This is a genomic window from Aeromonas sp. FDAARGOS 1408, assembly GCF_019048665.1.
GTDB classification, from domain to species: domain Bacteria; phylum Pseudomonadota; class Gammaproteobacteria; order Enterobacterales; family Aeromonadaceae; genus Aeromonas; species Aeromonas dhakensis.
Genome location: NZ_CP077394.1, coordinates 2,012,915 through 2,038,475, shown reverse-complemented (window position 1 = coordinate 2,038,475; position 25,561 = coordinate 2,012,915). Strand labels below are relative to the sequence as shown.

Here is a 25,561-nt window from a genome sequence, read left to right as displayed (position 1 = left end):
GCCGAGCGGGCCTGACAAAGAGAGGATGATAAACAAGGGGGCACCTGATGTGCCCCCTTGTGCGTTATGGCTGGTGGACCTCTTCCACCCGCACCCGCAGCTGTCCCTCTGCAAGCTGGGTGACCAGCGTCTGGCCGGCATCGACCTGGGCGGCGCGGCTGATCACCTCACCGCTTTGGGTGCGGGTGATGGAGTAGCCACGGCCCAGGGTGGCGAGCGGGCTCACCCCGTCGAGGCGGGCGCTGAGCATGGCGAGGCGGTGGTCGGCCAGATCCCGGCGCTTGGCGATGAGGGCATGAAGGCGCTCCTCGGCCAGCTGGTGGCGGCGCTTGCCGGCGGCCAGCAAGCGCTCCGGGCTCTTGCCCTGCAGGCGCAGCTCCAGGTTGGCGAGGCGCCGCTCCCCCTGATGCAGTTTGTGGTTCATCAGCTGCTGCAAGCGGGCGGAGAGCTCGTCGAGGCGCTGGGATTGCTGCTCCAGCCGCCGCTTCGGATCCTGATGGTCGAGCCGCTTTTGCAGCAGGATGAAATCGTGGCGGGCAGCGGTCTGCTGGCGGTTCATGGCCTGCAGCAGTTGCTGCTTGAGATGGGCGAGGCGCTGGGCACGGGCGCTCTGATCCGGCGCCACCAGCTCGGCCGCCGCCGACGGGGTCGGGGCGCGCAAGTCGGCGGCAAAGTCGCTGATGGTGACGTCCACCTCGTGGCCTACCGCGCTCACCACCGGGATGGCGGAGTGGGCGATGGCGCGCGCCACCGCCTCTTCGTTGAAGCACCAGAGATCTTCGAGCGACCCGCCGCCACGCCCTACGATCAGCACATCCACCTCGGCGCGGCGGTTGGCCAGGGCAATGGCAGAGACGATCTGGCCGATGGCGGCGCTGCCCTGCACCTGGGTCGGGTAGATAAACACCGGCAGATCCGGCGCGCGGCGTTTGAGCACCGTCAGCATGTCATGGAGGGCAGCACCGGTGGCGGAGGTGATGAGGCCCACCGCGCGCGGTTCGCGCGGCAGCGGTCGCTTGCGCCCCTCGTCGAACAGTCCCTCGGCGCCGAGGCGGCGCTTGAGCTCCTCAAAGCGCAGCGCCAGCACGCCATCGCCCGCCGGCTGCATCGATTCGATGATCAGCTGGTAGTCGCCGCGCGGCTCATAAAGCGAGACCCGCGCCTGCACCAGCACCTGCATGCCATCCTGTGGGCGAAAGGCCACCCGCCGGTTGTTGCCCTTGAACATGGCGCAGCGCACCTGGGCCGACATGTCCTTGAGGGAGAAGTACCAGTGGCCGGAGCTTGGCATCGCCAGGTTGGAGAGCTCGCCGGTCAACCACACCAGCCCCAGATCCTGCTCCAAGATCATGCGCACGGCGCTGTTGAGGCGGGTGACGGTAAAGACCTGCTGTTGTCTGCTTTGACTCGGTTCGTTGCGGTAGTTCAAGGCTGGTCCTGCGCTGTGTGCCCCGCCTTGGGGGCGGGGGCATAAAACAATGGCGCCATCTTAACGCAGTTCGGGGCGAACGCCGAGCGGCGCTGGCCCGTTCAGCGTGCGTCCGGATCCTGAGGTTGCGCCCAGGCCCGAGCGGCCGGGGTGCTGGCCTGGCTGGTCACCAGCCAGACCGAGAGGCAGACGACCAGGCCCCCCAGCACGAAGCCCTGGCTCAAGGTCTCGCCCAGCACCAGCGCGCCCCACAAGATGCCAAAAGGGGGAATCAGGAAGGTGACGGTGAGACTGCGCAGCGGGCCGATATCGGCGATCAGTCGAAAATAGAGCAGGTAGGCGAGGGCGGTGCAGACCACGCCGACCGCCAGCACGCTGGCCCAGGCGGTGGGCACGGCCCAGTCGACCACGGGGCCGGCCGCCAGCTGGTAAGCGAAAAAGGGCAGCAGGAAGAGGCTGGCACCCAGCTGGCTGCCAAAGGCCACCAGCTTGGCATCGAGCCCGCCGCGATGGGTGATCCAGCTGCGGGTGAGAAAGCCGGCAAGGCCGTAGCAGGCGGTGGCAAACAGGCAGGCCAGCACCCCGGGCAGCAGATGCCCATCGGCACTCACCTCGCCAGTAGTCGTGATGAGGCTGATCCCGATCACCCCCAATACCACCCCCAGCCATTTGCGCCTATCAAGGCGCTCGTTGAAGCAGGAAAAGCCGATGAGGGCCCCCATCAGCGGCGTGGTGGCGTTGAGGATGGCCGAGTAGCCGGCCGGCAGCCAGAGGGCGGCGATGGCGTACATCAGAAACGGGATGGCGGAGTTGATGACGCCAAGCAGCATGGCGGACTTGAGCTTGCCCTGAAACCCCATGGGGGCGCGCAGCAGCAGGAGCATGACGGCAAGCCCGATAAGGGCGAACAGTACCCGCAGGAAGGTGGTGTTGACGGCGCCAAACGCCGGGGCGGCGATGCGCATGAACAGGAAGCTGGCGCCCCAGATGGCGGCCAGCAGAAGCAGGCGCCCATAATCGGCAGGTTTCATTGAGTCGTCCTTGCGGTGATGGTCGCCAATATTGGCGCTGCGTCCGCATGATGCCGACAAGGTGCCTGTGCTGGCAACTGCCAGGATGGTAGCAGGGCATCCATGCCCTGCCATACCAGTGTGTGGGCGAAGGGAGCGTTACGGCTCCGGCTGGCTCACGAAGGCAATCTTGTGCAGACCGTGCCGGGAGGCCTGGGCCATCACCCTGGCGATGATGCCGTACTCCACCTTGCGATCGATGCGCAGCTGGATCTCGGGCAGCTCCCCCTCGGCCTGGCCGGCGCTCTCCATCTTGGCGAGCAGGGCGGCCTCGTCGACCTCCTGATCGTTCCAGTAGAGCTTGCCGGCCTCATCGATGGCGAGGTTGATCTCCTGCTTGTCTGGCTGGTTGAGCTGGCTGCTGGCCTCTGGCAGCTCCAGCTTGACCGCGTTGGTGAGCAGAGGGGCGGTGATCATGAAGACGATGAGCAGCACCAGCATGACGTCGATCATCGGGATCATGTTGATCTCGGAGAGGGGTTGATCGGCCCCCTCGTCCGACAGTTTGCCAAATGCCATCAGCCGCGCCCCTCTCTGGTTTTCCGCTCCATCAGCGGAGTGACCTTGGTGGTGGCGACCTGCTCGAAGCCGGTCACCAGCAGGGTGAACAGATCGTGGCCAAACTCCTCCAGCGCCGCGAGCCTGAGGCGATTGCGCCGCACGAAGAAGTTGTAGATGAGCACGGCCGGCAGGGCGACCGCGAGGCCGAAGCCGGTCATGATCAGCGCCTCGCCCACGGGGCCGGCAACCTTGTCCAGACTGCTCTGACCGGCGGCGCCGATGGCCAGCAGGGCGTGGTAGATGCCCCAGACGGTGCCGAACAGCCCGATGAAGGGGGCCGCCGAGCCCACCGAGGCGAGGAAGGCCAGCCCCTGCTCCAGCAGCACCCGCTCCTGGGTGATGGCCCGGCGCATGGCGCGCAGCAGATATTCATCCGGCGAGCCCAGCTTGCAGCTGACTGCACGCTCCTCGGCCCGCTTCAGCTGGGCCACGGCCGCCAACGCGGCGCCGGTCAGCCGGCCATAGGCCTCCTGCGGCGGCAGGTGTGCCAGCTGGCGCTCCATCTCCTGCACGCTGTCGTGCTGCCAGAAATCGGCGACGAAGCGGGCATTGAGGCGTTGTTCCCGCTGTGCGAGATAGCCCTTGAGCAGGGCGTAATAACAGGTGCCAAGGGACATCAGTACCAGCAGGATGAAGGGGATCAGCCCTACGCCGCTGTTCTGGCTGAGCAGGTGGGCGATGCCCATGCCGTTGCTTGCGATTTCAGGATCCATGTTCAAGCCCTTAATTTGAAAATGATGGTGACTCTTGCCGAGGCCTCGACGGCCACGTTGTTCTGTCTGGCAGGAATGAATTTCCAGCGGCTGACGGTCTTGCGGGCCGTCATGTCCAGCCGCCGATAGCCGCTGCTCTTGGCCACCTCCACCGAGGCGGCGGTGCCCTCGGCCGTCACCCGCACATTGAGGATGACCCGCCCCTCTTCTCCCCGTCGTCTCGACTCATAGGGGTATTGGGGCTCGGGGTTGTTGAGCCGTGCATCACGGGCTATGGGGGCGCTGTTGCCGGCGCCGCCGCCAGCCTTGCGGGCAGGATGCTGACTGGCACTTTCGCCGCTCGCCTGTGCGGCCGTTGCCGCCGTCGCAGGGGCGGGCGAGGTGACCGGTGGTTGCGGACTGCTCACCGGCATGACCTTGGCGGGCTGCACCGGCGGGGGACTGTGTTTAAGCGATTTGACCACCGGCTTGACGCTCTTTTTGACTTGCTTGAGCGGCGGTTTTTTGGGTAGTGGCAACGGCCTGGCCTTTTGCTGCACTTTTTGTACTTGCTGCTCTCGCTGCACTTTTTGTATTTGCTGCGCTGTGGTAGCAGGGGCGGGGGCCGCCTTGGCAGGCGCTTCATTGGTTGCAGCTTCGCCGACCCAGCGGGCCGACAGGGTCAGCGGCAAGGGCGGGGTGATGGGCGCAGGCTGGTGCGCATAGAGCCACCAGAAGGCGGCAAGATGCAGGGCGATCGCGATGGCAAGGCAAACGAGACGGGCGGCGTCGGGATCGTTGGCGGGCAGTGTTGGTCTCGGGCTGCAGGCGTCCATCACTGGGCTCCCTTCCTGGTCTTCATATTAATACTCAAACGGCTGGTGTGAGGGCGCCCGAACCGGCGCCGATGCCGCAAGCTTGCCCGACGAATAGCCCGTCAAACAATAACTATTATCAATCGTGTTTTAATCGTAACAGGATGAAAAACAGGAAGATAAGTATCGATACTGGGCCCCTTTACCACCTCACTGGTTGCAACGCCGGCTTCTGGTAATGAGTGATGGCTGCGGGTTACAGCTCCAGCAATACCCCGAGCTCCACCACCCGGTTGGCGGGAATATGAAAGAAGTCGGTCGCCTTGAGGGAGTTGCGGTTCATCCAGACGAACAGACCCTCCCGCCAGCGCGCCATGCCGGGCAGATCGGTGCTGACCAGGTTCTCGTGGGAGAGGAAGAAAGAGGTCTTGGCCATGGTGACCTTCAGATCCTCCTGGGCGCAGGCCTGGAAGATCTCCTCCATGGAGGGCACCTCCTTGTAGCCGAAGTGGGCGACCACCTGCCAGAACCCCTCGCCAAGGTGGGTGAGTTCGATGCGCTCCTTGAAGGAGAGCCAGGGCTCGTCCTTGATCTGAACGGTCAGGAAGATGACCCGTTCGTGCAGGATCTTGTTGTGTTTGAGATTGTGCAGCATGGCGTGGGGCACCACCTGCACCGACTTGGAGAGAAACACGGCGGTGCCGGGTACCAGCAGTGGCGGGTCTGCCTGCATGTTGTCGACAAACCCTTTCAGCGCCAGTGACTTGTGTTCCAGCTTGTCGAGCACCAGCTCCCGTCCGCGCTTCCAGGTGGTCATCACCAGGATGGCCAGCAGCGCAAACAGGATGGGGAGCCAGCCACCGGCCAGAAACTTGGTGGTATTGGCGGCAAAGAAGGTGACATCGACCAGCAGCAGCGGCGCGCATACCAGCGCAATGAGCCAGCGCGACCACTTCCAGCGGCGGGCGGCCACCACCATCAGCAGCAGGGTGGTGAGCGCCATGGTACCGGTCACCGCGATGCCGTAGGCGGCCGCCAGGTTGCTTGAACTCTTGAACCAGAGGATGACGATGACGATGCCCCCCAGCAGCAGCCAGTTCACCAGCGGCAGGTAGATCTGGCCTATCTCGTGCTCCGAGGTGTGGCGGATCTCCTGGCGCGGCAGGTAGCCGAGCAAGATGGCCTGGTGCACCACCGAGTAGGTGCCCGAGATCACCGCCTGGGAGGCGATGACGGTGGCCAGGGTGGCGAGGATCAGCAGCGGAAAGGCCAGCCAGGAGGGGGCGAGCAGGTAGAAGGGATTTTCGATGGCGGCGGGATTGCGCAGCAGCAGGGCCCCCTGGCCGAAGTAGTTGAGCAGCAGGGCGGGCATCACCAGGGAGCCCCAAGCCAGCTGGATGGCGCCACGGCCAAAGTGGCCCATGTCGGCGTAGAGCGCCTCCGTGCCGGTGACGCAGAGCACGACCGCCCCCAGGGTGATGAAGGCGACCCCCGGTCGGCTGGCCATGAAATCGAGGGCGTAGAGCGGGTTGATGGCCTGCAAAATGGCGGGATTCTGCCCGATCTCATAGGCGCCGAGCGCCGCCAACACTCCGAACCAGAGCAGCATGACCGGGCCGAACAGGCGGCCGATGCCGGCGGTGCCGTAATGCTGGGCCCCGAACAGGATCACCAGTACGGTGAGGGTGATGGGCAGCACGAAGGGCGCCAGCTCCGGGGTGATCACCTGCAGCCCTTCGACCGCCGAGAGCACCGAGATGGCGGGGGTGATCACCGCATCCCCGATAAACAGCCCCACGCCGACCAGACCCAGCATCATGAGCAGGGCGCGCGACCTGGCCGGAAGGCGGCGGGAGGCCAGCGAGGCGAGGGTGAGGATCCCCCCTTCTCCCTTGTCGTCGGCCCGAAGCACCAGCAGCACATATTTGAATGAGACCACGATCATGATGGTCCAGAAGAAGAGGGAGACGATGGAGAGGATCCCAGCCGGGGTGGGTTGCAGGCCCAGGTGTCCGGCGAAACTCTCCTTGAGGGCATAGAGCGGGCTGGTGCCGAGATCGCCATAGACGACCCCCAGTGCCGCCAGGGTTATGGCCATGCGCCCTTGCGGGTGTCCGTGATTCATCATGAAATTCCATTTCAATTCAGAATGTTAATCATGATACGCAGGCGCCGGCTCAAAGCAAACCCGCGCCGTGAAAAGGTCACTTAGCTGAACGTGCCAACCCGGGTGAACCAGTTTGGATACGGCGCAACTTGGCTTAGTTGTTGACGGACTTGCCAGAGGCGAGTGACCCGGTTTACGAGGGCGCTCGACAGGTGCCAACGGGTCTGCAAAGGGGGAGGGGTTGCGGGGGGGCCTGAAAAAATTAAACGGGGGCTTTTTTGCATAAAACCGCAATGAGGCAACTCTTTTGCCTGCAAACGGCCGTTTTATGACGAAAATTGTTGGGTTTTTAGCGCCTTGGCGGCTGAAAAGGTCAAAACGCCATAAAAAATTCAAAAAACTTCTTTACCAGTGACCAATGCGTGAGTAAACTTCGTCGGCAATATTTTACACCCCCACTTCCTCAACGGTGAGATATTGCCATGCTCAGGATTGCCAAAGAAGCGTTAACCTTCGACGATGTACTGTTGGTTCCCGCCCACTCCGAAGTTCTTCCCAATACTGCCGATCTGCGTACCAAGCTGACCTCTGCCATCAGCCTGAACATCCCCATGATCTCCGCTGCCATGGACACAGTGACCGAAGCCCGTCTGGCTATCGCACTGGCCCAGGAAGGCGGTATCGGCTTTATCCACAAGAACATGTCCATCGAGCAGCAGGCTGCAGAAGTGCGCAAGGTCAAGAAGTACGAGAGCGGCGTGGTCACCGACCCCGTCACCGTACGCCCTGACCTGACCATCGCCCAGATCAAGGAGCTGAGCCACAAGAACGGTTTCGCCGGCTATCCGGTGGTGACCGAAGGCAACCAGCTGGTGGGCATCATCACAGGTCGTGACGTGCGCTTCGTGACCGATCTCTCCCAGACTGTCGAACAGATCATGACCCAGAAGGATCGTCTGGTCACCGTGCGTGAAGGGGCGCCTCGTGAAGAGGTGGTTGGCCTGATGCAGAAGCACCGTATCGAGAAGGTGCTGGTGGTCAACGCCGACTTCAAACTCAAGGGCATGATCACCGTCAAGGACTTCCAGAAAGCCGAGCGCAAGCCGAACGCCTGTAAAGATGACAAGGGTCGTCTGCGGGTCGGTGCCGCCGTCGGTGCCGGTGCTGGCAACGAAGAGCGCGTCGCCGCCCTGGTGGAAGCCGGTGTGGACGTGCTGCTGATCGACTCCTCCCACGGCCACTCCCAGGGCGTGCTGGATCGCATCAAGGCGACCCGCGAAGCCTACCCTGATCTGCAGATCATCGGCGGCAACGTCGCGACTGCCGCGGGCGCCAAGGCGCTGGCCGCTGCCGGTGTCAACGCCGTCAAGGTCGGTATCGGCCCGGGCTCCATCTGTACTACCCGTATCGTGACCGGCGTGGGCGTGCCCCAGATCACTGCCATCTCCGACGCCGTCGATGCGCTGGAAGGCACCGGCATCCCGGTGATTGCCGATGGCGGCATCCGCTTCTCCGGTGACGTGGCCAAGGCCATCGCCGCTGGCGCCAGCTGCGTCATGGTGGGCTCCATGTTTGCCGGTACCGAAGAGGCGCCGGGCGAGATCGAGCTCTACCAGGGCCGCTCCTTCAAGTCCTACCGTGGCATGGGTTCTCTGGGCGCCATGTCCAAGGGCTCCAGCGACCGTTACTTCCAGACCGACAACGCCGCCGACAAGCTGGTGCCGGAAGGGATCGAAGGCCGCGTGCCGTACAAGGGCCGCCTCAAAGAGATCATCCACCAGCAGATGGGCGGTCTGCGCTCCTCCATGGGCCTGACCGGCAGCGCCACCATCGATGACATGCGCACCAAGGCCGAATTCGTGCGCATCTCGGGCGCCGGGATGAAAGAGTCCCACGTCCACGACGTGACCATTACCAAAGAAGCCCCCAACTATCGGATGGGCTGATAAAACGGGGCTGCGGCCCCGTTTCTCCACCCCTTTTTTATCCCGTGCTTTTTGTGACAACAGCAGCCTGATGCAGGAATAAAATGACTAAAGACATTCACCAGCACCGTATCCTTATCCTCGACTTCGGTTCCCAGTACACCCAGCTGATCGCCCGCCGCGTGCGCGAAATCGGCGTCTACTGCGAACTGTGGGCCTGGGATGTGACCGAAGAGCAGATCCGCGAATTCAATCCGAGCGGCATCATCCTCTCCGGCGGCCCCGAGTCCGTCACCGAAGCGGGCAGCCCGCGCGCCCCCGAGTACGTGTTCAACGCCGGCGTGCCGGTGTTTGGCATCTGCTACGGCATGCAGACCATGGCCGAGCAGCTGGGTGGCAAGGTGCAATCCTCCACCGAGCGTGAATTCGGTTACGCCAAGGTGGAAGTGCTGGGCAACGCCGGCAAGACCAGCGCGCTGCTGCGCAACATCGAAGATGCCATCGCCGACAACGGCAATGCCCTGCTGGATGTCTGGATGAGCCACGGCGACAAGGTCACCACCATCCCGGCCGACTTCACCACCATCGCCCAGACCGCCACCTGCCCGCATGCCGCCATGGCCAACGAGGCCAAGCGTTTCTACGGCGTGCAGTTCCACCCGGAAGTGACCCACACCCGTCAGGGTGCCCGCATGCTGGAGCACTTCGTCAAAGACATCTGCGGCTGCGAATGCCTGTGGACCCCGGCCACCATCATCGACGACGCCGTTGCCCGCATCCGCGAGCAGGTGGGTGACGACGAGGTGATCCTGGGCCTCTCCGGCGGTGTGGACTCCTCCGTGGTTGCCATGCTGGTGCACCGCGCCATCGGCGATCGCCTGACCTGCGTCTTCGTCGACAACGGTCTGCTGCGCCTGAACGAAGGCACCCAGGTGATGGAGATGTTTGGCGATCACTTTGGTCTGAACATCGTCAAGGTCGATGCCGAAGAGCGCTTCCTCTCTGCCCTTGCCGGTGTTGATGAGCCGGAAGCCAAGCGCAAGATCATCGGCCGCGTGTTCGTCGAAGTGTTTGACGATGAAGCGAAAAAGCTGAAAAACGCCAAGTGGCTGGCACAAGGTACCATCTATCCTGACGTCATCGAATCGGCTGCCAGCAAGACCGGCAAGGCCCACGTCATCAAGTCTCACCACAACGTCGGCGGCCTGCCGGAAGAGATGAAGATGGGGCTGGTAGAGCCGCTGCGCGAGCTGTTCAAAGACGAAGTGCGCCGCGTGGGCCTCGAGCTGGGTCTGCCCTACGACATGCTCTACCGTCACCCGTTCCCGGGCCCGGGTCTGGGCGTGCGGGTGCTTGGCGAAGTGAAGAAAGAGTACTGCGATATCCTGCGCCGCGCCGATGCCGTCTTTATCGAAGAGCTGCGCAAAGCCGACCTCTACAACCAGGTCAGCCAGGCGTTCGCCGTGTTCCTGCCGGTGCGCTCCGTCGGCGTCATGGGCGATGGCCGCAAGTACGACTGGGTCATTGCGCTGCGCGCCGTCGAGACCATCGACTTTATGACTGCTCACTGGGCTCACCTGCCGTACGACTTCCTAGGTCACGTGTCGAATCGCATCATCAACGAGATCAACGGTATCTCCCGCGTGGTGTACGACGTCTCCGGCAAGCCGCCCGCAACCATCGAATGGGAATAAGCGGCTAACGCCCTTTCGCCCTTCAAGCATAAAAATGTAAAAAAGACGCCCTTGCGGCGTCTTTTCTTTTTCCAATCGTTTGCGCCTCATTTTTCCTCTCGCTAGCCGCTTTCTTGCCTCCCTGCCTCTGTCAGATATGACAGGGGGTGTTTTATGGATCTCGCACTAGGCTCAGCCATGCCAATTGAGACCGATGCTGTGAGGCGAGGGTCGTGGCAGCAGGGGAGAGTGACGACAGCAACGCCTTTATGTGCACTGTCGACACCGGACATGCCAAATCTGGTATGACCCCCGGTGGAGTCCGGACACCACTTGAATAAACGGGGCGGAACCCGAACAGCCAAACGAGTAGGGACAAGAGATCACGGAGGGTTTGTTATGTCAGAACAAGCAGTGTTGTTGGGCGGATGGACTGCCTACCACAAGCTGAGCGCCAAAGATCAGGCCGTATTCAACCAGGCACTGGAAGGATTTGTCGGGGTGCAGTACACCCCCTTTGAAGTCTCCACCCAGGTCGTCGCCGGCACCAACTACCGTTTCAAATGCAAAACTACTGTGCCGCTGCCCAACCCGATCCATGGGGAAGCCGTGGTGCAGATCTTCCAATCCCTGGATGGCTCGGCCCATATCACCTCCATCACCCCGATCTGATTGGGTTGCGGGGCAAGGTGGGGAGGGGGAGATCTCCTAACCGGTTTGTTCTAACAACCAGCAATAAGAAAGACGCCTTAGGGCGTCTTTTATTGTTTATAAAACTCTGCACCTTCAAATATTTCACTGGGGTCATAGTCTAACACAATAGCTACACTGTAACGAGCACGAGTTAATGCCACGTATAGCTTAGCACGAGTGGCGGGTTTTAATTTTTCGGGTTGATCTGTGTGGCGAAACCAATCTTCCATATCATCTGTCGGATATATAATTGCACGGTCTACAGTGAGACCTTTAGACTCACCGAAATTCATTGAATCATAGGATTTATCTATTTTTGATGCTGAGTTCCAGCGTAACTGTATTGGCTTATATGTTCTTAAGTATTCAGGGCATAGTTTTTTTGAAACGATGAAGACTCCTTGGTGCTGAATGTTATCTTTACGGCAATCAACACACTCACATGCATCTACAGCAGGGAGTTGAGGGTAAAGTTTTGAGGAGAAATCACATATACTTTGGCAGCAACGATGAGATTTATTTAAAATCGTTTCATCTATCTGACATGTGATACGTTTTCCTAGCATTTTTTCAGATTTAACAAAATCTTTAATGTTTCCATTACTATACTCAGCATGTTTATTCGTATTATGGGTCTGATAAGTAACTTGCCTTGGATCTCCCACTATTATCACTTGGGAATTTGACTTGAAGAGGAGCTTTATTAACTCTAAGTCAAAACCAGCCAGATCTTGAACTTCATCTATGCATATAATGCTATACAGAGATGTAATTCTATTAACTACAGCTTGATTACTGGCTTTATTTGCTTCAAAAGCAAATTTTGAAATCTTGTCAGAATATAGTTTAAAGTCAGAGGTGAAATAATATTTATTGAAGTTGTTTTTATCTGACCAATAAACATTTTGCCCATTCTTATTTGTATACCTTAGTCCTGAACGCTGATTAACTAGAATAAAACCAATGCGTATTTTAGCTAAAGAGCTATTTAGTTGGCACTGGTATGGTCTAACCCAGTGCTTTAGGAGAAATGAAAACCATGTGGTAATAGTTACATTGGGTGGTACTGCGCCAACCTCAGATATGAATTTTCGTTTAATCTCTTGTTCATTTGACTCAGTGTAAGTTGTAATCAAAATTGATTCATTAGGCTTTTTTAACGCAATATCTACCAAATAAGTTGTTTTTCCAGAGCCCGCGGCTGCAATTATAAGACTATTATCTTTCATTGCACCACTCCACTGCGTTAGTGATGTATTGTGGATAATTAAAGGTTATTTTTGATTCGAAAACATTGAGAGCCCAGCTAGTTTTCTGTGTTTGTAGTTTTTCTGATAATAACTCAGCGGTATTAAATTTACCTATATCTAAACTAAGTACTTTACATAATTCAATTAAATTATCTTTGTTTGCATCAACAAACTGTGGTTCAAGTGTGTTTAGGTGGTTTCGATTGTCTGAAAAGATTTTTATGTGAAGGCTGTCATGATAATCTCGATATTTTTTTATGATTCTCTCATCATGATTACCATCGTTATCTGTTATTACAGCTACGTTTTTGTTTATTTTTTTTGCAATTTCCAAAAAACGCTTGAATGTCAATTTCACAGAAATAACATCAATACCATGCTCAATAGGTAATGATCCAAGGTTTTTATCCATATAGGCTTTTTGAAATATGAGTTCATCTGAATCACCCTCAACAAGCACCGCTCTTCTACAAAGGAGAAGCCTTAATGTTTGGTAACCTGGTAGTTTTTTAAAAAAATCAAAAGTGTCTTTTGATAAATCAGTGAACTTTGTGACCTTGTGATCATTTAATAAAATTAAATTTTCAAGGCCAAGTTTATTGGCTACAAAACTACTGTGTGTTGAAATAATAACTTGTTTGTCAGCTGAGTTATCAACTATTGATTTTAACAAATGATTTAACTTGGAATGTGATAGGTGATTCTCAGGTTCTTCTATTAATAACAGACTAGCCTCTTTTGCTTTTTTGTGAGCTAGAGCAAGATTCGTTTTTATGATGCACTGATACCCTTTGCCTATTTGATGGAAAGGAATATCTCCCAAATAGGTCATTAAACTGGATTCCCAAGCATTTTGAGACCCTAAGTCAACGGAGATACGAAGATGATCACCTTGGACATTTGATTTACCATCAATTTTATTGTTAATTACTTTAACCGCATCATCTTCAGAAAAGCTATCTTTCATCTTTCTATATGCCTGAGATAGCTTAACTTTTTCACTATCGTCTAAGTCATTTTTTATAATTCTTGATATATATATATCAGAACCGTTTTGATACTTACTGGATGTTGAATCTATTAGAACAGATTTAATTGGAATGCTTCTTGATGTAACTGCGTCTCTATCGAAAGATGACCAAGATATTTTATAGTACTCTATTGGCAGTGTATTTATTTTCTCTCCACTGCGTATTAGCTCTGAATACTCATCAGTATAAGTGTCATCAAACTCGACTTTGAATGATACACCACATGCATCACTCCGTTCCTTGTTACCCGTGCCTTGTAATTTTGGTGCGGAAGCCTTTTCAAAAAAAACTTCTATACAAACTTCTGGTAAAAAACTCGGCTCGCGATTGTTAACTTTTTCTAAATATTCGGCGACAGCCTTGTTGTTGAATATATATTGGGTTAGTTCGTTTTTTAAATATCTACCGTATAATATACCACTCAATGCTAAATGAGCTGCCTCAAGGATTGTTGATTTTCCAGAACCATTGTCACCGACAAGAATATTTACGCCTTTGTTAAAGTCGATTGAGAACTTGCTGTAATAGCATTTGTAGTTATAAATGTTAATCTTTTCTATTTTCATTGAACACTCCTATTTATATAGATATTAATTTGGAGGCTATGTATTTAAATTTGTTAGCCAGTGTACAATTATCCTTGGTGCTTTTTGAAGCACTACATGCTGAGTCTGTGAGGTCACAATACGTAATCCGATAGGAGTAACGTAAATTGCTCCGCGAATTTGATCTTTGGTCTCAGCCCAAAATCCGCTCAGCAAACGGTGCAATGCGCTGCGCTTATTGCACCCTACGTGTTTCGTCAATCCGATGGGGGTGGTGGTGTGGAACGCCATGTCCCGTCACCAAGGCAACAAAAGGGGCGATCTGTGCCCCGATTCTTCTCATATTCCCGTTTTATATCACTGCCTGCTCGTTCGGCGTGACCTTGATAGTTTGCTGACTCACCACCAACACTCCTGTTTCTCCCCCATCAGGGCGAGCAGAAAAAGGCCAGGTTCACTCATACCTCGCCGCTTCCCAGGCGTGTATCGCCTGTTTGCGGGTCTCGCCCCAGTGATAGCCGCCGAGCTTGCCGTTTTGCTGAATGACTCTGTGGCAGGGGATCATCAAGGCGACGGGGTTGGCGCCCACCGCCAGCCCCACGGCGCGGGCGGCCTTGGGGTTGCCGACGGCGCTTGCCACCTGGGCGTAGCTCACCACCTTGGCGGGCGGGATCTGCAGCAGCGCCCGCCAGACGCTGATCTGAAAGTTGGTACCGCTCACGTGCAAGGAGATGGGGCGATCCGGTGCCTTGCTGCCATCGAACATGGTGTCGATGACCCCCTGAGTACGTGATGGCGCCTCCCTAAGTTCTGCCTCTGGCCAGTTGTGGGCGAGGGTAGTCAACGGCGCCTCTGGGGCCTGGTCATCGAGAAACGAGAAGTTGCACACCCCCCGCGGGGTCAGGGCGACGAACGCCTGGCCGAAGGGGGTGTCGTGCACCCCGTGATCGATGATCAGCCCGGCCCCGCGCTGTTTGTACTCGCCCGGCGTCACCGCTTCTAACTGCACGAAGTGATCGTAGAGCCGCGAGCCGCTGCTCAGGCCCAGGGTATCGGCCACCTCCAGCAGCGGGCGCGACTCCTGCAGCAGCGCCTTGGCCCGCTCCAGGGTCAGCACCTGCAGATAGCGTTTGGGCGTTACCCCGGCCCAGCGGCTGAACAGCCGCTGGAAGTGAAAGGGACTTAAGTGAACGTGCGCCGCTATCTCGTCCAGGGTGGGCTGGCGCGCCACCTGGCTTGCGATAAAACGGATGGCATCGGCGATGCGGGCGTAATCAGACATAAGGCGCTCTCACGATAAGTTTGCAGCCGCAGGATCTTGGGTGCGACAAGGTCATGTGCGACAAATAGATACCCCACCATCGGCCAGCAGGGCAATGCCGGTGGTAAAGCTGGATGCATCGGACGCCAGATAGAGGGCCGAGCGGGCGATCTCCTCCGGTTGGGCCAGCCGTTTGAGGGCATGCATATGCTGCACAAAGGCGAGACTCTCCGGTGTATCGGTAAAGGCCCGCCCCATGGGGGTGTCGGTGCCCCCCGGCAGCAGGGCGTTGACCCGCACCCCTTGTGCCCCGAACTCTGCAGCCAGCACCTGGGTCAGACCGATGAGACCCGCCTTGCTCGCGGCATAGGCCGCCATGCCGGGCAGCCCCAGGGTATGGCCGACGAAGGTGGAGGTGAAGATAAGCGAGCCGCCCCCGCGTGCCTGCATGGCGGGGATCTGGTACTTGGCCCCCACAAAGGCGCTGGTGAGGTTGGTATCCAGGGTCTCTTGCCACTGCGCCAGTTCAAGCGCCGGCACGCTGCCCGGTGTCCCCGTGGTGCCGGCGTTGTTGAAGGCGATATCGAGTCCGCCGAAACGAGTCAGTGCGAGATCCACCAGGGCGCGGGCATAGGTTTCGCTTTTCACATCTCCCGCCAGGCTCACCGCCTGCCCCCCCTCATGGCGGATCTCCTCCACCAGCAGATCCAGCTCGGGCTGGCGGCGGGCGCCGACGACGACGCTGGCCCCCTCCCTTGCAAACAGGATGGCGCTGGCGCGGCCGATGCCGGAGCTGGCGCCGGTGATGATGGCGACCTTGTTGGACAGTAATGACATGGCAGTTCCCTCGCTGGTGTGTTGTGCAGGCGCACAGGGTTGGTAATGGATTCGACCCTCGATAGGTTCGACCCCACTCTGGTTCGGCTCCACTATGGCAACCGGCCCTCGCAGACACGACCCGGATCTTGCTCTCTTTGCCCCCATGCCGCTTTGCTGGGCGCAGATAGCGGCCCTTGCGGCAACAAAACAGGGGATCTTCGGCCGTCATTCTCTATAATGCCTCCTCTTTTTTTGACTGCCGGTTTGACTGCTGGGCCAACCACCGGTAGCGCCGTTGGCCGCGAGCCGGTCACCCCGATAGAGACGATGTCATGCATACCCTGGAACAGTTGCGCGCAGGTGAACTCTGCGGCGCCCGCCACCTCAAACTCGCCGAGAACCTGACGGTGTTCCCGCCCGAAATCTTGAGTCTCAAAGAGACGCTGGAGGTGCTGGATCTCACCGGCAACCAGTTGAACCGGCTGCCCGACGAGCTGGCCGAGTTCAGCAAGCTGCGCATCATTTTCTGCTCCGAGAACCGCTTTACCGAGCTGCCCGAGGTGCTGGGGCGCTGCCCAGCGCTCACCATGGTGGGCTTCAAGGCCAACCGGATCGCCAAGGTTCCCGCTACGTCGCTGCCGGCGGGGCTGCGCTGGTTGATCCTGACCGACAACGCCATCGAGCAGTTGCCCGATGAGCTGGGTCAGTGCGGCGCCCTGCAAAAGCTGATGCTCTCGGGCAATCGCCTGCGCGAGCTGCCGGCAACCCTAGCCAACTGCCAGCGTCTGGAGCTGGTGCGCATCGCCGCCAACCGGCTCGACGCGCTCCCGGATTGGCTGGCGAGGCTGCCGCGTCTCGCCTGGCTGGCGTATGCAGGCAACCCCTTCAGCGACAGGCAGGAGCAGCGGCTGGGCCAGTGCGCCTCGGTGGCCGATATCCCGTGGGCTGCACTGACGGTGGGGGAATTGCTGGGGCAGGGGGCATCCGGTGTCATCCATCGCGCCGAGCTGGCCACGTCGGCGGGGCCGCGGGCGGTAGCGGTCAAGTGTTTCAAGGGGGCCGTGACCAGCGATGGGCTGCCCCGCTGCGAGCTGGCGGTGTCGCTGGCGGCTGGTCGTCATCCCCATCTGGTCGGGGTCGAGGGGCGGGTGGGCGATCACCCCTCCGGCATTCCGGCGCTGGTGATGGCGCTGATAGACCCCGACTTTATCAACCTGGCAGGGCCGCCGAGCCTGGACTCCTGCACTCGCGATATCTACCAGGGCGATGCCTGCTTCACCCCGGCTGCGCTGCTGGCCATGGTGCAGGGGGTGGCGAGCGCCGCCCTGCATCTGCACGGGCGTGGCATCCTGCACGGCGATCTCTACGCCCACAACATGCTGCACTCCTCACAAGGTGAGGGCCGGCTGCTGCTCGGGGATTTCGGCGCCGCCTCCTGTTATGAGCGAACCAACGGCGAGCTGGCCGGCTTGCTGGAGCGACTGGAAGTGAGAGCCTTCGGCTGCCTGCTGGAAGAGCTGCTGGCCCGCTGCGTCCCCCGTGATGACCGGCTGGACGTCCTGCATGCCCTGGTGGATGACTGTCTCGCCGAGGTGGTGGCGGCGCGTCCAGATTTTACCGAGATTGTGGCAAGGCTTGCTGCGGTGGCGCCGGTAATGTGCGCCGAGCCAGTTTTGCTCTGATCCGGCTCGCCCTGCCGTCGCGGCAGCAAGCAGGCAAAAAGCAGGCGAGCAAGAGCAGGAGTGGATGACAAAAAGATGTCAAAAGGGGGCCTTCGGGCCCTTTTTTGTTTTGCCGTGTTTTTTTGGGCAAAAGTTGCGGCTGCGGCCCTGTTGGTGCTTGCGCGCAGCGAACTAAGTTGTGATATTGAGGCATCTTTACATGACAGGGGTGACGGGATGGAAGCGGCTTTTTGGCATCAGCGTTGGGAAGAGAACCGGATCGGCTTTCATCAGGCGGATTTCAATCGCTGGCTGCAATCCTGGTGGTCGGCCCAGCAGCAGGGCGAGCCCGTGCTGGTGCCCCTGTGCGGCAAGTCCCGCGACATGCTCTGGCTGAGCGGGCAGGGCCATCCGGTCGACGGGTTCGAGCTCTCGTCCGTCGCCATCAACAGCTTTTTCAGCGAGAACAAACTGAGTGAAACGGTGAGTGCCGAGGGGCCCTATCAGTGCCATCAGCACGACAGCCTGCGCATCTATGAGGGGGATTTTTTCGCCGCCCCCGAACTTGGCCGCCGCTATCGGCTGGCTTACGACAGGGCGGCCCTCATTGCGCTGCCGACCGCCATGCGCCGTCAATATGCCGAGCTGATGAGCCGGCTTATCGAGGCGGGTGGTCAGATCCTGCTGGTGACTCTGGAATATCAGCCGGAGCAGCAGCGTCAGCCGCCGTTCTCGGTGGGGGAGATGGAGGTGCGCACCCTGTTCGAGCGCCACTTCCAGGTAGAGGTGCTGGGACGAGCGGCCGAGCTCGATCACCCCAGGGTGCTGTCGGGCCAGCTCTCCTACTTCGACGAGGTGGCCTACCGGCTGGTGCGCCGTCCACAGGCCTGACCAAAAGCCTGACCAAAAGCGTGAGCTGAGGCGATAAAACTGGCCATAAAGCTGCAGCTGGTTGACTCTTTATTACCTCCTTTGACATAGATCAACGTGACAAGGGAGGGGAGTGCCTAAGATGAGCCTGTTTCTCAATCACTGTTGTCATCGGCAGGCGCGCTCTGGTTTGGGACTGCCCGCCGACCATCAACTCAGTGTCTGATTTTCACGCTCATGTTCACTTTTGGCGGCTCTGGTCGCAATTGATTATGGTTTTTCCAGCCGACCCCACGGGGTCGGCTTTTTATTGGCTGCAAGAAGGGGAACCGGAGGCCTGATCAGGCCTCGAAGGTGGCGGCGTTGAGCCGGAATGCGCGCGGGTCGTCGATAAACTGGCCGGTGATGCGCTCGTCGTGCTCGTGGCCCTGACCATAGCTGCAGAGGATCAGCCGATCCGACGTTCTCGATCTCAGCTGGGTGATAAAGCGCACCAGATCGGCACGGCTCAGGTTGCCGACTTCCTCGCACACCCTTTCGCGCTGATCAAAGCCCAGATCCTTGTTGCCGATGCTGACCCAGAGCCGCTGGCCGCGGCTGCGCAGGTTGGCATCCCGCTCGCTCAGCTGGGCTTGCAGGCCCGCCTTGCTGTCCTGCCACTGGCGGGCAGTGAGCTCGAGCATGGCCAGCGGAAACAGATCGATGAACTCCTCCACCGCATCCAACAGGATCTGCGGCCCGGCCACTGGCGACTGGATGTAGAAGATGAGGCCGGGATGGCGGTTGAGGGGCAGGTTGCCGGCCCCCACCACGTAGCCGAGCTGCTGACGGGTGCGCAGCTCGTGAAAGAAGGTGGAGGACATGATGTGGTTGGCCAGGGTGAAGCAGGCCAGATCCCGTGCCCGGGTGGTGCGCGACTGGTAGTAGACCAGCAGGGCCGAGTCTTCATGCTCGCAGCCCTGTTCGCGAATGAGGGTGCCCCTGTCCTGGATGGAGATGAGCGGGCGACGGGTCTCGGCACTGGGCTGGCTGTTGACGCCGAGGTGGCGCTCCAGCAGAGCGGCGAGCTCGAGGGCCTCGGCAGCGGTCCAGTCGCCGTGCACCAGGGTCTCTACGTGCACCTCGGCAAAGAGGCTCGCCACGAAGGCGGGCATCTCGCCCAGCTCGACACTGCGAAGGTGGCGCAGCAACTGCTCGAACGGCGGGTTGTTGGGCTGCAGCAGGCTGGTGAGCTGGTTGAACAGCTGGGAGATGGGGCGCGCCTTGGACTGGTTGTCCCAGTTGCGGATGAGCTGCTCCTTGATTTCGGCAAAACGGGCCGGATCCGGGTAACCCAGGGTGCGGTTGCCGAGGATCATGTCGAGCAGCAGCGGCTGCTTGTCGGCAAAGCCGCTCAGGTTGATGGTAAAGCCGCCCTGATGGGCATAGATCTGGTAACCGAGCCCCGCCAGCTCCGCCGGGTAGGTGAGGGCGTTGAGGTGGTCGGTGAGCAGCTCCACCGCGAGGCGTGCCATGGCGATGTGGCGCGGGCTCTTGACCGCGTGCTCGCTGTCGATGGAGATGTAGAGGTTGCCCTTGGGCACGCTGAACTGATGCTCATGCAGGTGCCAGAGCCGAAAACCGGGCCGATCGATGAGGCAGGCGGGCATGTCGGCGGCAAGCTCGGGCGTGCGCACGTCGAGCCGGTTGCTGATAAAGGGGTTGGGCAGCGGCAGGGCCAGCGCGGGATCCGGCTCGCTCTGCTGCCAGCGGATCTTCTCCGCCTCGGTGATGATGGAGACGCTGTAAGGGGTCTGATACCAGCGGGCCAGCCGGTCCGTGCCGAGCTCCGGCGCCGTGACTGTCATGCGCAGGTTGTGGGGGGTGAGCTTGGCGAGCAGGCGGCGAATGAGCGGCTCGTCGTATGCGCGCATCATGTAGTCGCCGTAGAGCAGGTCATCTGGGGCGTAGCTGAACAGGTTCAACACCAGCCCGGAGACGGTGTCGAGCGCCCGGCCCCGCTCCTGAAAACGAAACGCCGATTCGAGTACGGTGCGTTTCTCGTCATAGCGCCAGGCTTCCACTCCGCCGCGCTCGATGAGCTTCAAGTAACCGAACAGGGCTGCCACTATCTCGTTGACGTGCTCGAGCCCGAGCGGGGTCAGCCCGAAGTTGACGCCAAAATCCTTGAAGTTGGCGCCGCTGATGCCACCGCCGGCGGAAAGCTGGTTGACCCAGCCCTTCGCTTTCAGCAGAGAGAGCAGGCTGCCGTCCCCTTCGTAACCGATGAGGTGGCTCAGGAAGGTGAGGGGCTTCTTGTCGTAATACTCATCCACGTTGGGCAGCGGGAAGGTGAGCGCGAGCTTGCGGGTCTCCTTGACCGGGTTGATCTGGATGCGAATGCCCAGGTCATCGAGCCGGTAGAGGGGCATGTCGAGGGTCGGCGTTCCCAGATTGCGATTCAAAATGGGAGCGAAAAAGCGATCGCACCAACCCAGCTGGGTCTCGATGGCGGCAGGAGAGATCATCACCAGCGCCATGCGATCCGCGCTGTAGTGGGTTTCGTAAAACCGGATAAGGTCGGAGCGCAGATCCCGGCCGGGCAGATCGGCCAGGGTATCCAGGTTGCCCACCGAGAATTTGGCGAAGGGGTGGGCGGGATTGACCGTCTCCTTGTGCACCTGGTAGCTGCGGCGCACGTCGTCCTGCAGCTTGAGGCGGTATTCGGAGTCGACCGCGTTGCGCTCCTTGTCCACCCACTCGGGATCGAAGGTGGGGCAGATGAAGAACTGGGAGAAGCGATCCAGCCCTGCCTCGAAGAAGCCGTTGTCAATTTCGAAGAAGAAGTTGGTGAACTCGGTGCCAGTCCAGGCGTTGTTGCTGCCGCCATGACGGCTCATAAATTGCTGGTATTCACCAGGTTTGGGATAGGTGAAGGTGCCAAGGAACAGCATATGCTCAAGGAAATGAGCCATCCCCTGCCGGTCCGCCGGATCGTCGAAATGGCCGGTGTTGACGGCCAGGGAGGCGGCGGACTTGTCGGTGTCGGGATCGCAGATCAACAAGACCCTGAGCCGGTTCGCCAGCTCCAGATAGTGGTATTGCCGATGGTCGTTGGGACTGGCATATGGGCTCATTGGCGCGTGACTCTTGTTGGATTTATTTGAATTTAAACATGATTATCGACCCCGCTACCCAGTGAGGCAAACCCTTTTCTGAGAGGTAGCGCAATTGTTTCCCCCGGCATGGCGGGGTAAGATCCCCCCGCTATCAAAACAGGCCCGTTGGGCGAGGTTGTAATGAAAATCTACATCATGCGTCATGGCCAGGCTGGCATGAATGCGAAAACAGATGAACAGCGTCCACTGACCGAGCAGGGAATTGAAGAGTCCATCCACATGGCCCGCTGGCTGGCCCCCCAGCTTGGCGGCAAGCTGGATCGGGTGATCCACAGCAACTATCTGCGCGCCAGACAAACCTGGCAGAGCATATGCAGTGAATTACCCAAGGCGGGGGCCGTCGAAGAGAGCGGTGACATCACCCCTTACGGTGATCCGGCCTTCGTGGCGAGCTACCTCACTACGCTGGCAGCCAAGCACGACAGCATCCTGATGGTGAGCCACCTGCCGCTGGTGGGATACCTGGTGCAGAGCCTCTGTCCGGCGGCCGGTGCCCCCATGTTTGCCACCTCGGGCCTGGCCTGTATCGAGTGGCAAGATGGCAAGGGGGCCTTGCTCTGGTTGGAAGGACCACATACAATACGCTAAAAGTTAATAAAAAGTTATAGATTGGTTTTTTGGGGACGAGAGTTGCGATTTTTCCGGATTTTTATACAGATTTGACGGAATTATTTCGCAGAAGCTGCTGTCATACGGATACAACTGCAAGAGGTTGCAAACGATGAGAGTATTCAAGAAGTACCTGCCACTGATGGTGGCAAAACATGTCAAAACCTTCTTCAAGGGGCGGATTTACATCCACGGCAGAGGACGCTTCGACTTCCAGTCCGGCTTGCTGATGATGCCCACGTCGGCGGACATTCCCCACCGCCAGACCGTGGTCGAGGTCAACGCGTTGATCTCGAGACTGCACATGGATGCGGCGTGATTGCTTCGTCACCTCGCTGATCCGTATCATGCCCGCCACCGTGCGGGCATGATTGTTTTTGGGGCCATTCCGGCCTCTTTGGCGCTGTTCGGTTCCCCTTTTTGTCAGGCAATCCACCCTAGACGGTGTGGCGCTTGCTAATCCTGCCGGCCTCCCTATACTCCCGCCTGAAATACCCGCTGGCTTTTTCTGGATATAGCGATGCCCCTTGCCTTCTTGTTTCCCTTCTCCTGCATGGCCATCTGGGCCGGCAACGCCATCGTCAGCAAATTGGCGGTGGGGGTGCTCTCGCCAGCGGCGCTGGCCTGGTCACGCTGGATGGTGGCTGCCATCGTGCTGACCCCGTTTCTGGCCCATCGGGCCTGGCGCGAGCGGGCCAAACTGCGGGCCGGCTTCTATCAGCTGGCGGCGCTGGCCCTGCTCGGCATGGTGCTCAACCAGACCTTTGGCTACTACGCGGCGCAGACCCTGGGGGCGACCGAGATCGGCCTGATGATGGGGCTGACGCCGTTGATGACTGTGCTGCTCAGCATCTGGTTGCTGCGCGAACGTCCCACCTGGGGTGCGCTGTTAGGCGGCGTCATCTCCATTCTGGGATTGGCCATTTTGCTGGGGCAGGGGGATCCCGCCCGCCTCTTTACCCAGGGCATCCACATCGGCTCCGTCTACATGCTGCTGTCGGCGGGCACCTATGCGCTCTACAGCGTGCTGCTCAAGAAGTGGGATCTGGGGCTCGACAACTGGTCCATGCTCTACGGCCAGGTGCTCTGCAGTCTGCTGTTCCTCACCCCGTTTTATCTGCTGGTGGATGGACACTGGCCGGACGGGCGGGCGCTCTGGCTGATCCTCTATGCGGGGATCCCGACCTCAGCCCTGTCCCCCTGGCTCTGGATGCAGGGCATTGCTCTGCTCGGGGCAAGCCGCACCGCCATCTTCATGAACCTGTTGCCGGTGATGACAGCGGGCCTGGCCATCAGCTGGCTCGGCGAGAGATTGACCAGCTACCACCTGATCGGCGGTGGCATGACCCTGTTTGGGGTCTTGCTGGCCCAGCTGCTGGTACAACCTGTGGTGCTGCGCCGGCGCAGGGTGGCACTGGCCGCCTGCCAGGAGGATTGAAAAAAAGACCGCCGAATGGCGGTCTTTTTTTATGCGGGATAGCTAGCCTCACTGCGCGGTGAGGTAGAGGTCCTTCGAGTAGACCAGATCCTGCGGATTCTGGTAGGGGTAGCCCTTGATGTTGGGCTTGAGCAGGCGGGACTTGACGTAGAAGTAGACCGGGGCGATGGGGGCGTCGGCCTCGATCACCGCTTCCGCCTGTTGATAGAGGCGGTTGCGCTCGGCGCCATCCTGCGAGTCGTGGGCCTTGCTCAGCAGGGCGTCGTACTCCTTGTTGAACCACTTGCCGCTGTTGGCGCTGCTGCTGGAGGTCAGGATATCGAGGAAGGTGGAGGCGTCGTTGTAGTCCCCGTTCCAGGAGTAGCGACTGACCCCGAAATCCCCTTCGTTGAGGGCCGAGACCATGGTTTTCCACTCCATGTTGTTGAGCTTGGCCTGGACACCCAGGTTGTGCTTCCACATGGAGGAGATGGCCAGCGCTATCTTCTTGTGCCCCTCGTTGGTGTTGTAGAGGATGTCCACCGTCAGCGGCTTGTCCGGGCCGTAGCCCGCCTCGCCGAGCAGCGCCTTGGCCTGCTTGATCCGCTCCTCCTTGCTCATCAGCTCGCTGGCCGGTCGCTTGAGCTCGAAGCCGTCGACGATGGGCGGGGTCAGGCTGAAGGCGGAGATCTGACCCTGTCCCAGGATCTTCTCGGTGATGGTGTCCCGGTCGATGGCAAGCGACAGCGCCTTGCGCACCTTGGGGTCATCGAACGGTTTGCGCTGGGTGTTGAACACGTAGTAGTAGGTGGCCAGGGTCGGCACGCTCACCAGCTCCTGCGGGCTCTGTTGCTTGAGCTGCTTGTACTGCTCAAGCGGGTAGCTGGTGTAGTGCAGCTCGCCGGCGCGGTAGCGGTTGTAGGCGGCGGTATCTGAGACGATCTCCAGATAGAGCACCTTGTTCAGCACCGTATTCTTGTTGTCCCAGTAATGGGGGTTGCGCTCGGCGATGAGGCGTTCGTTGGGGGTCCACTCCTTGAGCACGAAGGCACCGTTGGAGACGATGTTGCCCGGCTTGACCCACTCATGACCGAACTTCTCGATGGTCGCTTTGGGCGCCGGGAAGGTGGTGTAGTGGGAGAGGGTCTTCAGGAAGAAGGGGACCGGGTTTTTCAGGGTGATCTGCAGGGTATGGGCATCGAGCGCCTTGATACCCAGCGTATCCGGGCTCTGCTTGCCCTGGATGACCTCGGCGGCATTGGTGACGCCGGTCAGCTCGATGAACCAGGCGTAGTTGGAGGCGTTCTTGGGATCCGCCGCCCGCTGCCAGCCATAGACGTAATCGGCTGCCGTCACCGGCTCGCCGTTGGACCACTTGGCATCGGGTCTGAGCTTGAAGGTGTAGACGGTGCCGGTGGGATCGAGCTGGTAACCCAGGGCGCCGGCAGGTTGCAGCTTGCCGTCCCCGTCCAGGGTGTAGAGCCCCTCGAACAGATCGTTGACGATTTCGCTGCCCGCGCTCTCCTCCACCATCTGGGGATCGATGGAGGCGGGTTCGGTACCTATGTTGCGGATGAAGGTTTGCTGTTCTGCGGGTAACAGCTTGGTACCGGCCGGTACCTGGGCCGCCAGGACGGGGAGTGCGAACAGTGCGGCCACCGTGCCGGCAATGAGAGTCCTTTTCATTGAATATCCTTATGTTTTTTTGCTTCCAAAGCCTGGCCAGTGTGCGGGATTGATGGCGAGATCTCAAGAGGCAGACCGGTCTCCTTTGGCATGCGCCCCAGATAGGGGGCAGAGCGGGGATCTTGGCGCCTTCATGGCAACATCTTCGTGATTTTTTGCCACGAATTAACATTCTAAAAGTTACCGATTGAAACCAGTTTATGGCGAGTTCCGGGCAGAAAAAATGGCGGGAATGTGCATTTATCAAGCGGCTTAATTCGCTGCAAAAACAAAAAACAGACGTTACATT

At 59.1% G+C, this 25,561-nt stretch carries 20 protein-coding genes; 8 read left to right on the top strand and 12 right to left on the bottom strand.

Annotation, left to right across the window (positions count from 1 at the left end):
* Nucleotides 1–64: 64 nt before the first annotated feature.
* The 6 genes from xseA to I6L38_RS09465 form a co-directional block, all read right to left on the bottom strand.
* A complete protein-coding gene (gene xseA / locus I6L38_RS09490) occupies nucleotides 65–1,429 on the bottom strand; it encodes an exodeoxyribonuclease VII large subunit (RefSeq protein WP_017779637.1) in 1,365 nt (454 codons plus the stop codon).
* Between the two features lie 101 nt (nucleotides 1,430–1,530).
* Nucleotides 1,531–2,460 (bottom strand): DMT family transporter, encoded by a 930-nt coding sequence (locus tag I6L38_RS09485; RefSeq protein ID WP_216989465.1) that lies wholly within the window; start codon nucleotides 2,458–2,460, stop codon nucleotides 1,531–1,533.
* A gap of 138 nt (nucleotides 2,461–2,598) precedes the next feature.
* Entirely contained in the window at nucleotides 2,599–3,018 is a 420-nt protein-coding gene (locus I6L38_RS09480; protein ID WP_216989464.1) for a biopolymer transporter ExbD, read from the bottom strand.
* Nucleotides 3,018–3,773 carry a MotA/TolQ/ExbB proton channel family protein gene (locus I6L38_RS09475; RefSeq protein ID WP_216989463.1) on the bottom strand — a complete coding sequence of 252 codons (756 nt, stop codon included), beginning with the start codon at nucleotides 3,771–3,773 and terminating at the stop codon, nucleotides 3,018–3,020. The genes I6L38_RS09480 and I6L38_RS09475 overlap by 1 nt, the downstream gene beginning before the upstream one ends.
* A gap of 2 nt (nucleotides 3,774–3,775) precedes the next feature.
* Nucleotides 3,776–4,588, bottom strand: coding sequence for an energy transducer TonB (locus tag I6L38_RS09470; RefSeq protein ID WP_216989462.1), 813 nt, complete (start codon nucleotides 4,586–4,588; stop codon nucleotides 3,776–3,778).
* Nucleotides 4,589–4,823: 235 nt separating this feature from the next.
* Complete coding sequence (locus I6L38_RS09465; RefSeq protein WP_216989461.1) at nucleotides 4,824–6,710, bottom strand: potassium transporter Kup; 1,887 nt, start codon at nucleotides 6,708–6,710, stop codon at nucleotides 4,824–4,826.
* 446 nt (nucleotides 6,711–7,156) lie between these two features.
* Here I6L38_RS09465 and guaB point away from each other — a divergent pair, with 446 nt between their 5' ends.
* From guaB to I6L38_RS09450, 3 genes are all read left to right on the top strand, one after another.
* On the top strand, nucleotides 7,157–8,620 hold the full coding sequence (guaB, locus tag I6L38_RS09460; RefSeq protein ID WP_005301581.1) for an IMP dehydrogenase: 1,464 nt from the start codon (nucleotides 7,157–7,159) through the stop codon (nucleotides 8,618–8,620).
* 83 nt (nucleotides 8,621–8,703) lie between these two features.
* Nucleotides 8,704–10,293, top strand: coding sequence for a glutamine-hydrolyzing GMP synthase (guaA, locus tag I6L38_RS09455; protein WP_043172061.1), 1,590 nt, complete (start codon nucleotides 8,704–8,706; stop codon nucleotides 10,291–10,293).
* 378 nt (nucleotides 10,294–10,671) lie between these two features.
* Nucleotides 10,672–10,944, top strand: a complete 273-nt coding sequence (locus tag I6L38_RS09450) for a hypothetical protein (RefSeq protein WP_010633780.1) — start codon at nucleotides 10,672–10,674, stop codon at nucleotides 10,942–10,944.
* Nucleotides 10,945–11,033: 89 nt separating this feature from the next.
* On the opposite strand, the gene I6L38_RS09445 is transcribed toward I6L38_RS09450, so the two are convergent.
* The 4 genes from I6L38_RS09445 to I6L38_RS09430 all read right to left on the bottom strand — a co-directional run bounded on the left by I6L38_RS09445 (nucleotide 11,034) and on the right by I6L38_RS09430 (nucleotide 15,889).
* A complete protein-coding gene (locus I6L38_RS09445; RefSeq protein ID WP_216989460.1) occupies nucleotides 11,034–12,194 on the bottom strand; it encodes a UvrD-helicase domain-containing protein in 1,161 nt (386 codons plus the stop codon).
* Complete coding sequence (locus tag I6L38_RS09440) at nucleotides 12,184–13,812, bottom strand: ATP-dependent endonuclease (RefSeq protein ID WP_216989459.1); 1,629 nt, start codon at nucleotides 13,810–13,812, stop codon at nucleotides 12,184–12,186. Before I6L38_RS09440 ends, I6L38_RS09445 begins: the two co-directional genes overlap by 11 nt.
* Before the next feature lie 433 nt (nucleotides 13,813–14,245).
* Nucleotides 14,246–15,073, bottom strand: coding sequence for a bifunctional transcriptional activator/DNA repair enzyme AdaA (locus I6L38_RS09435; RefSeq protein WP_216989458.1), 828 nt, complete (start codon nucleotides 15,071–15,073; stop codon nucleotides 14,246–14,248).
* 51 nt (nucleotides 15,074–15,124) lie between these two features.
* Complete coding sequence (locus I6L38_RS09430) at nucleotides 15,125–15,889, bottom strand: SDR family oxidoreductase (protein WP_216989457.1); 765 nt, start codon at nucleotides 15,887–15,889, stop codon at nucleotides 15,125–15,127.
* Nucleotides 15,890–16,203: 314 nt separating this feature from the next.
* Between I6L38_RS09430 and I6L38_RS09425 the strand changes: the two genes are divergently transcribed.
* Entirely contained in the window at nucleotides 16,204–17,553 is a 1,350-nt protein-coding gene (locus I6L38_RS09425) for a leucine-rich repeat-containing protein kinase family protein (RefSeq protein WP_216989456.1), read from the top strand.
* A 216-nt stretch (nucleotides 17,554–17,769) separates the two neighbouring features.
* Nucleotides 17,770–18,423, top strand: a complete 654-nt coding sequence (locus tag I6L38_RS09420) for a thiopurine S-methyltransferase (RefSeq protein ID WP_017779648.1) — start codon at nucleotides 17,770–17,772, stop codon at nucleotides 18,421–18,423.
* Between the two features lie 320 nt (nucleotides 18,424–18,743).
* Here I6L38_RS09420 and I6L38_RS09415 read toward each other — a convergent pair whose 3' ends face one another.
* Entirely contained in the window at nucleotides 18,744–21,518 is a 2,775-nt protein-coding gene (locus I6L38_RS09415) for an insulinase family protein (RefSeq protein ID WP_216989455.1), read from the bottom strand.
* 162 nt (nucleotides 21,519–21,680) lie between these two features.
* On the opposite strand from I6L38_RS09415, the gene sixA reads away from it, so the two are divergent.
* The 3 genes from sixA to I6L38_RS09400 all read left to right on the top strand — a co-directional run bounded on the left by sixA (nucleotide 21,681) and on the right by I6L38_RS09400 (nucleotide 23,607).
* Entirely contained in the window at nucleotides 21,681–22,148 is a 468-nt protein-coding gene (gene sixA / locus I6L38_RS09410) for a phosphohistidine phosphatase SixA (protein ID WP_017764303.1), read from the top strand.
* Between the two features lie 133 nt (nucleotides 22,149–22,281).
* Nucleotides 22,282–22,488 (top strand): DUF1107 domain-containing protein, encoded by a 207-nt coding sequence (locus tag I6L38_RS09405; RefSeq protein ID WP_005301545.1) that lies wholly within the window; start codon nucleotides 22,282–22,284, stop codon nucleotides 22,486–22,488.
* 201 nt (nucleotides 22,489–22,689) lie between these two features.
* The gene (locus I6L38_RS09400) at nucleotides 22,690–23,607 is read left to right on the top strand and encodes a DMT family transporter (RefSeq protein ID WP_017781390.1); all 918 of its coding nucleotides are present in this window, start codon (nucleotides 22,690–22,692) and stop codon (nucleotides 23,605–23,607) included.
* Between the two features lie 48 nt (nucleotides 23,608–23,655).
* Here I6L38_RS09400 and I6L38_RS09395 read toward each other — a convergent pair whose 3' ends face one another.
* Nucleotides 23,656–25,272 carry a peptide ABC transporter substrate-binding protein gene (locus tag I6L38_RS09395; protein ID WP_043171653.1) on the bottom strand — a complete coding sequence of 539 codons (1,617 nt, stop codon included), beginning with the start codon at nucleotides 25,270–25,272 and terminating at the stop codon, nucleotides 23,656–23,658.
* Nucleotides 25,273–25,561 lie beyond the last annotated feature (289 nt).

What these genes read in the sequence shown, in the direction of transcription:
- I6L38_RS09485 (WP_216989465.1), bottom strand. Translation starts at nt 2,460, where the DNA reads ATGAAACCTGCCGATTATGGGCGCCTGCTTCTGCTGGCCGCCATCTGG.
- I6L38_RS09480 (WP_216989464.1), bottom strand. Translation starts at nt 3,018, where the DNA reads ATGGCATTTGGCAAACTGTCGGACGAGGGGGCCGATCAACCCCTCTCC.
- I6L38_RS09475 (WP_216989463.1), bottom strand. Translation starts at nt 3,773, where the DNA reads ATGGATCCTGAAATCGCAAGCAACGGCATGGGCATCGCCCACCTGCTC.
- I6L38_RS09470 (WP_216989462.1), bottom strand. Translation starts at nt 4,588, where the DNA reads ATGGACGCCTGCAGCCCGAGACCAACACTGCCCGCCAACGATCCCGAC.
- guaB (WP_005301581.1), top strand. Translation starts at nt 7,157, where the DNA reads ATGCTCAGGATTGCCAAAGAAGCGTTAACCTTCGACGATGTACTGTTG.
- guaA (WP_043172061.1), top strand. Translation starts at nt 8,704, where the DNA reads ATGACTAAAGACATTCACCAGCACCGTATCCTTATCCTCGACTTCGGT.
- I6L38_RS09450 (WP_010633780.1), top strand. Translation starts at nt 10,672, where the DNA reads ATGTCAGAACAAGCAGTGTTGTTGGGCGGATGGACTGCCTACCACAAG.
- I6L38_RS09445 (WP_216989460.1), bottom strand. Translation starts at nt 12,194, where the DNA reads ATGAAAGATAATAGTCTTATAATTGCAGCCGCGGGCTCTGGAAAAACA.
- I6L38_RS09440 (WP_216989459.1), bottom strand. Translation starts at nt 13,812, where the DNA reads ATGAAAATAGAAAAGATTAACATTTATAACTACAAATGCTATTACAGC.
- I6L38_RS09435 (WP_216989458.1), bottom strand. Translation starts at nt 15,073, where the DNA reads ATGTCTGATTACGCCCGCATCGCCGATGCCATCCGTTTTATCGCAAGC.
- I6L38_RS09430 (WP_216989457.1), bottom strand. Translation starts at nt 15,889, where the DNA reads ATGTCATTACTGTCCAACAAGGTCGCCATCATCACCGGCGCCAGCTCC.
- I6L38_RS09425 (WP_216989456.1), top strand. Translation starts at nt 16,204, where the DNA reads ATGCATACCCTGGAACAGTTGCGCGCAGGTGAACTCTGCGGCGCCCGC.
- I6L38_RS09420 (WP_017779648.1), top strand. Translation starts at nt 17,770, where the DNA reads ATGGAAGCGGCTTTTTGGCATCAGCGTTGGGAAGAGAACCGGATCGGC.
- I6L38_RS09415 (WP_216989455.1), bottom strand. Translation starts at nt 21,518, where the DNA reads ATGAGCCCATATGCCAGTCCCAACGACCATCGGCAATACCACTATCTG.
- sixA (WP_017764303.1), top strand. Translation starts at nt 21,681, where the DNA reads ATGAAAATCTACATCATGCGTCATGGCCAGGCTGGCATGAATGCGAAA.
- I6L38_RS09405 (WP_005301545.1), top strand. Translation starts at nt 22,282, where the DNA reads ATGAGAGTATTCAAGAAGTACCTGCCACTGATGGTGGCAAAACATGTC.
- I6L38_RS09400 (WP_017781390.1), top strand. Translation starts at nt 22,690, where the DNA reads ATGCCCCTTGCCTTCTTGTTTCCCTTCTCCTGCATGGCCATCTGGGCC.
- I6L38_RS09395 (WP_043171653.1), bottom strand. Translation starts at nt 25,272, where the DNA reads ATGAAAAGGACTCTCATTGCCGGCACGGTGGCCGCACTGTTCGCACTC.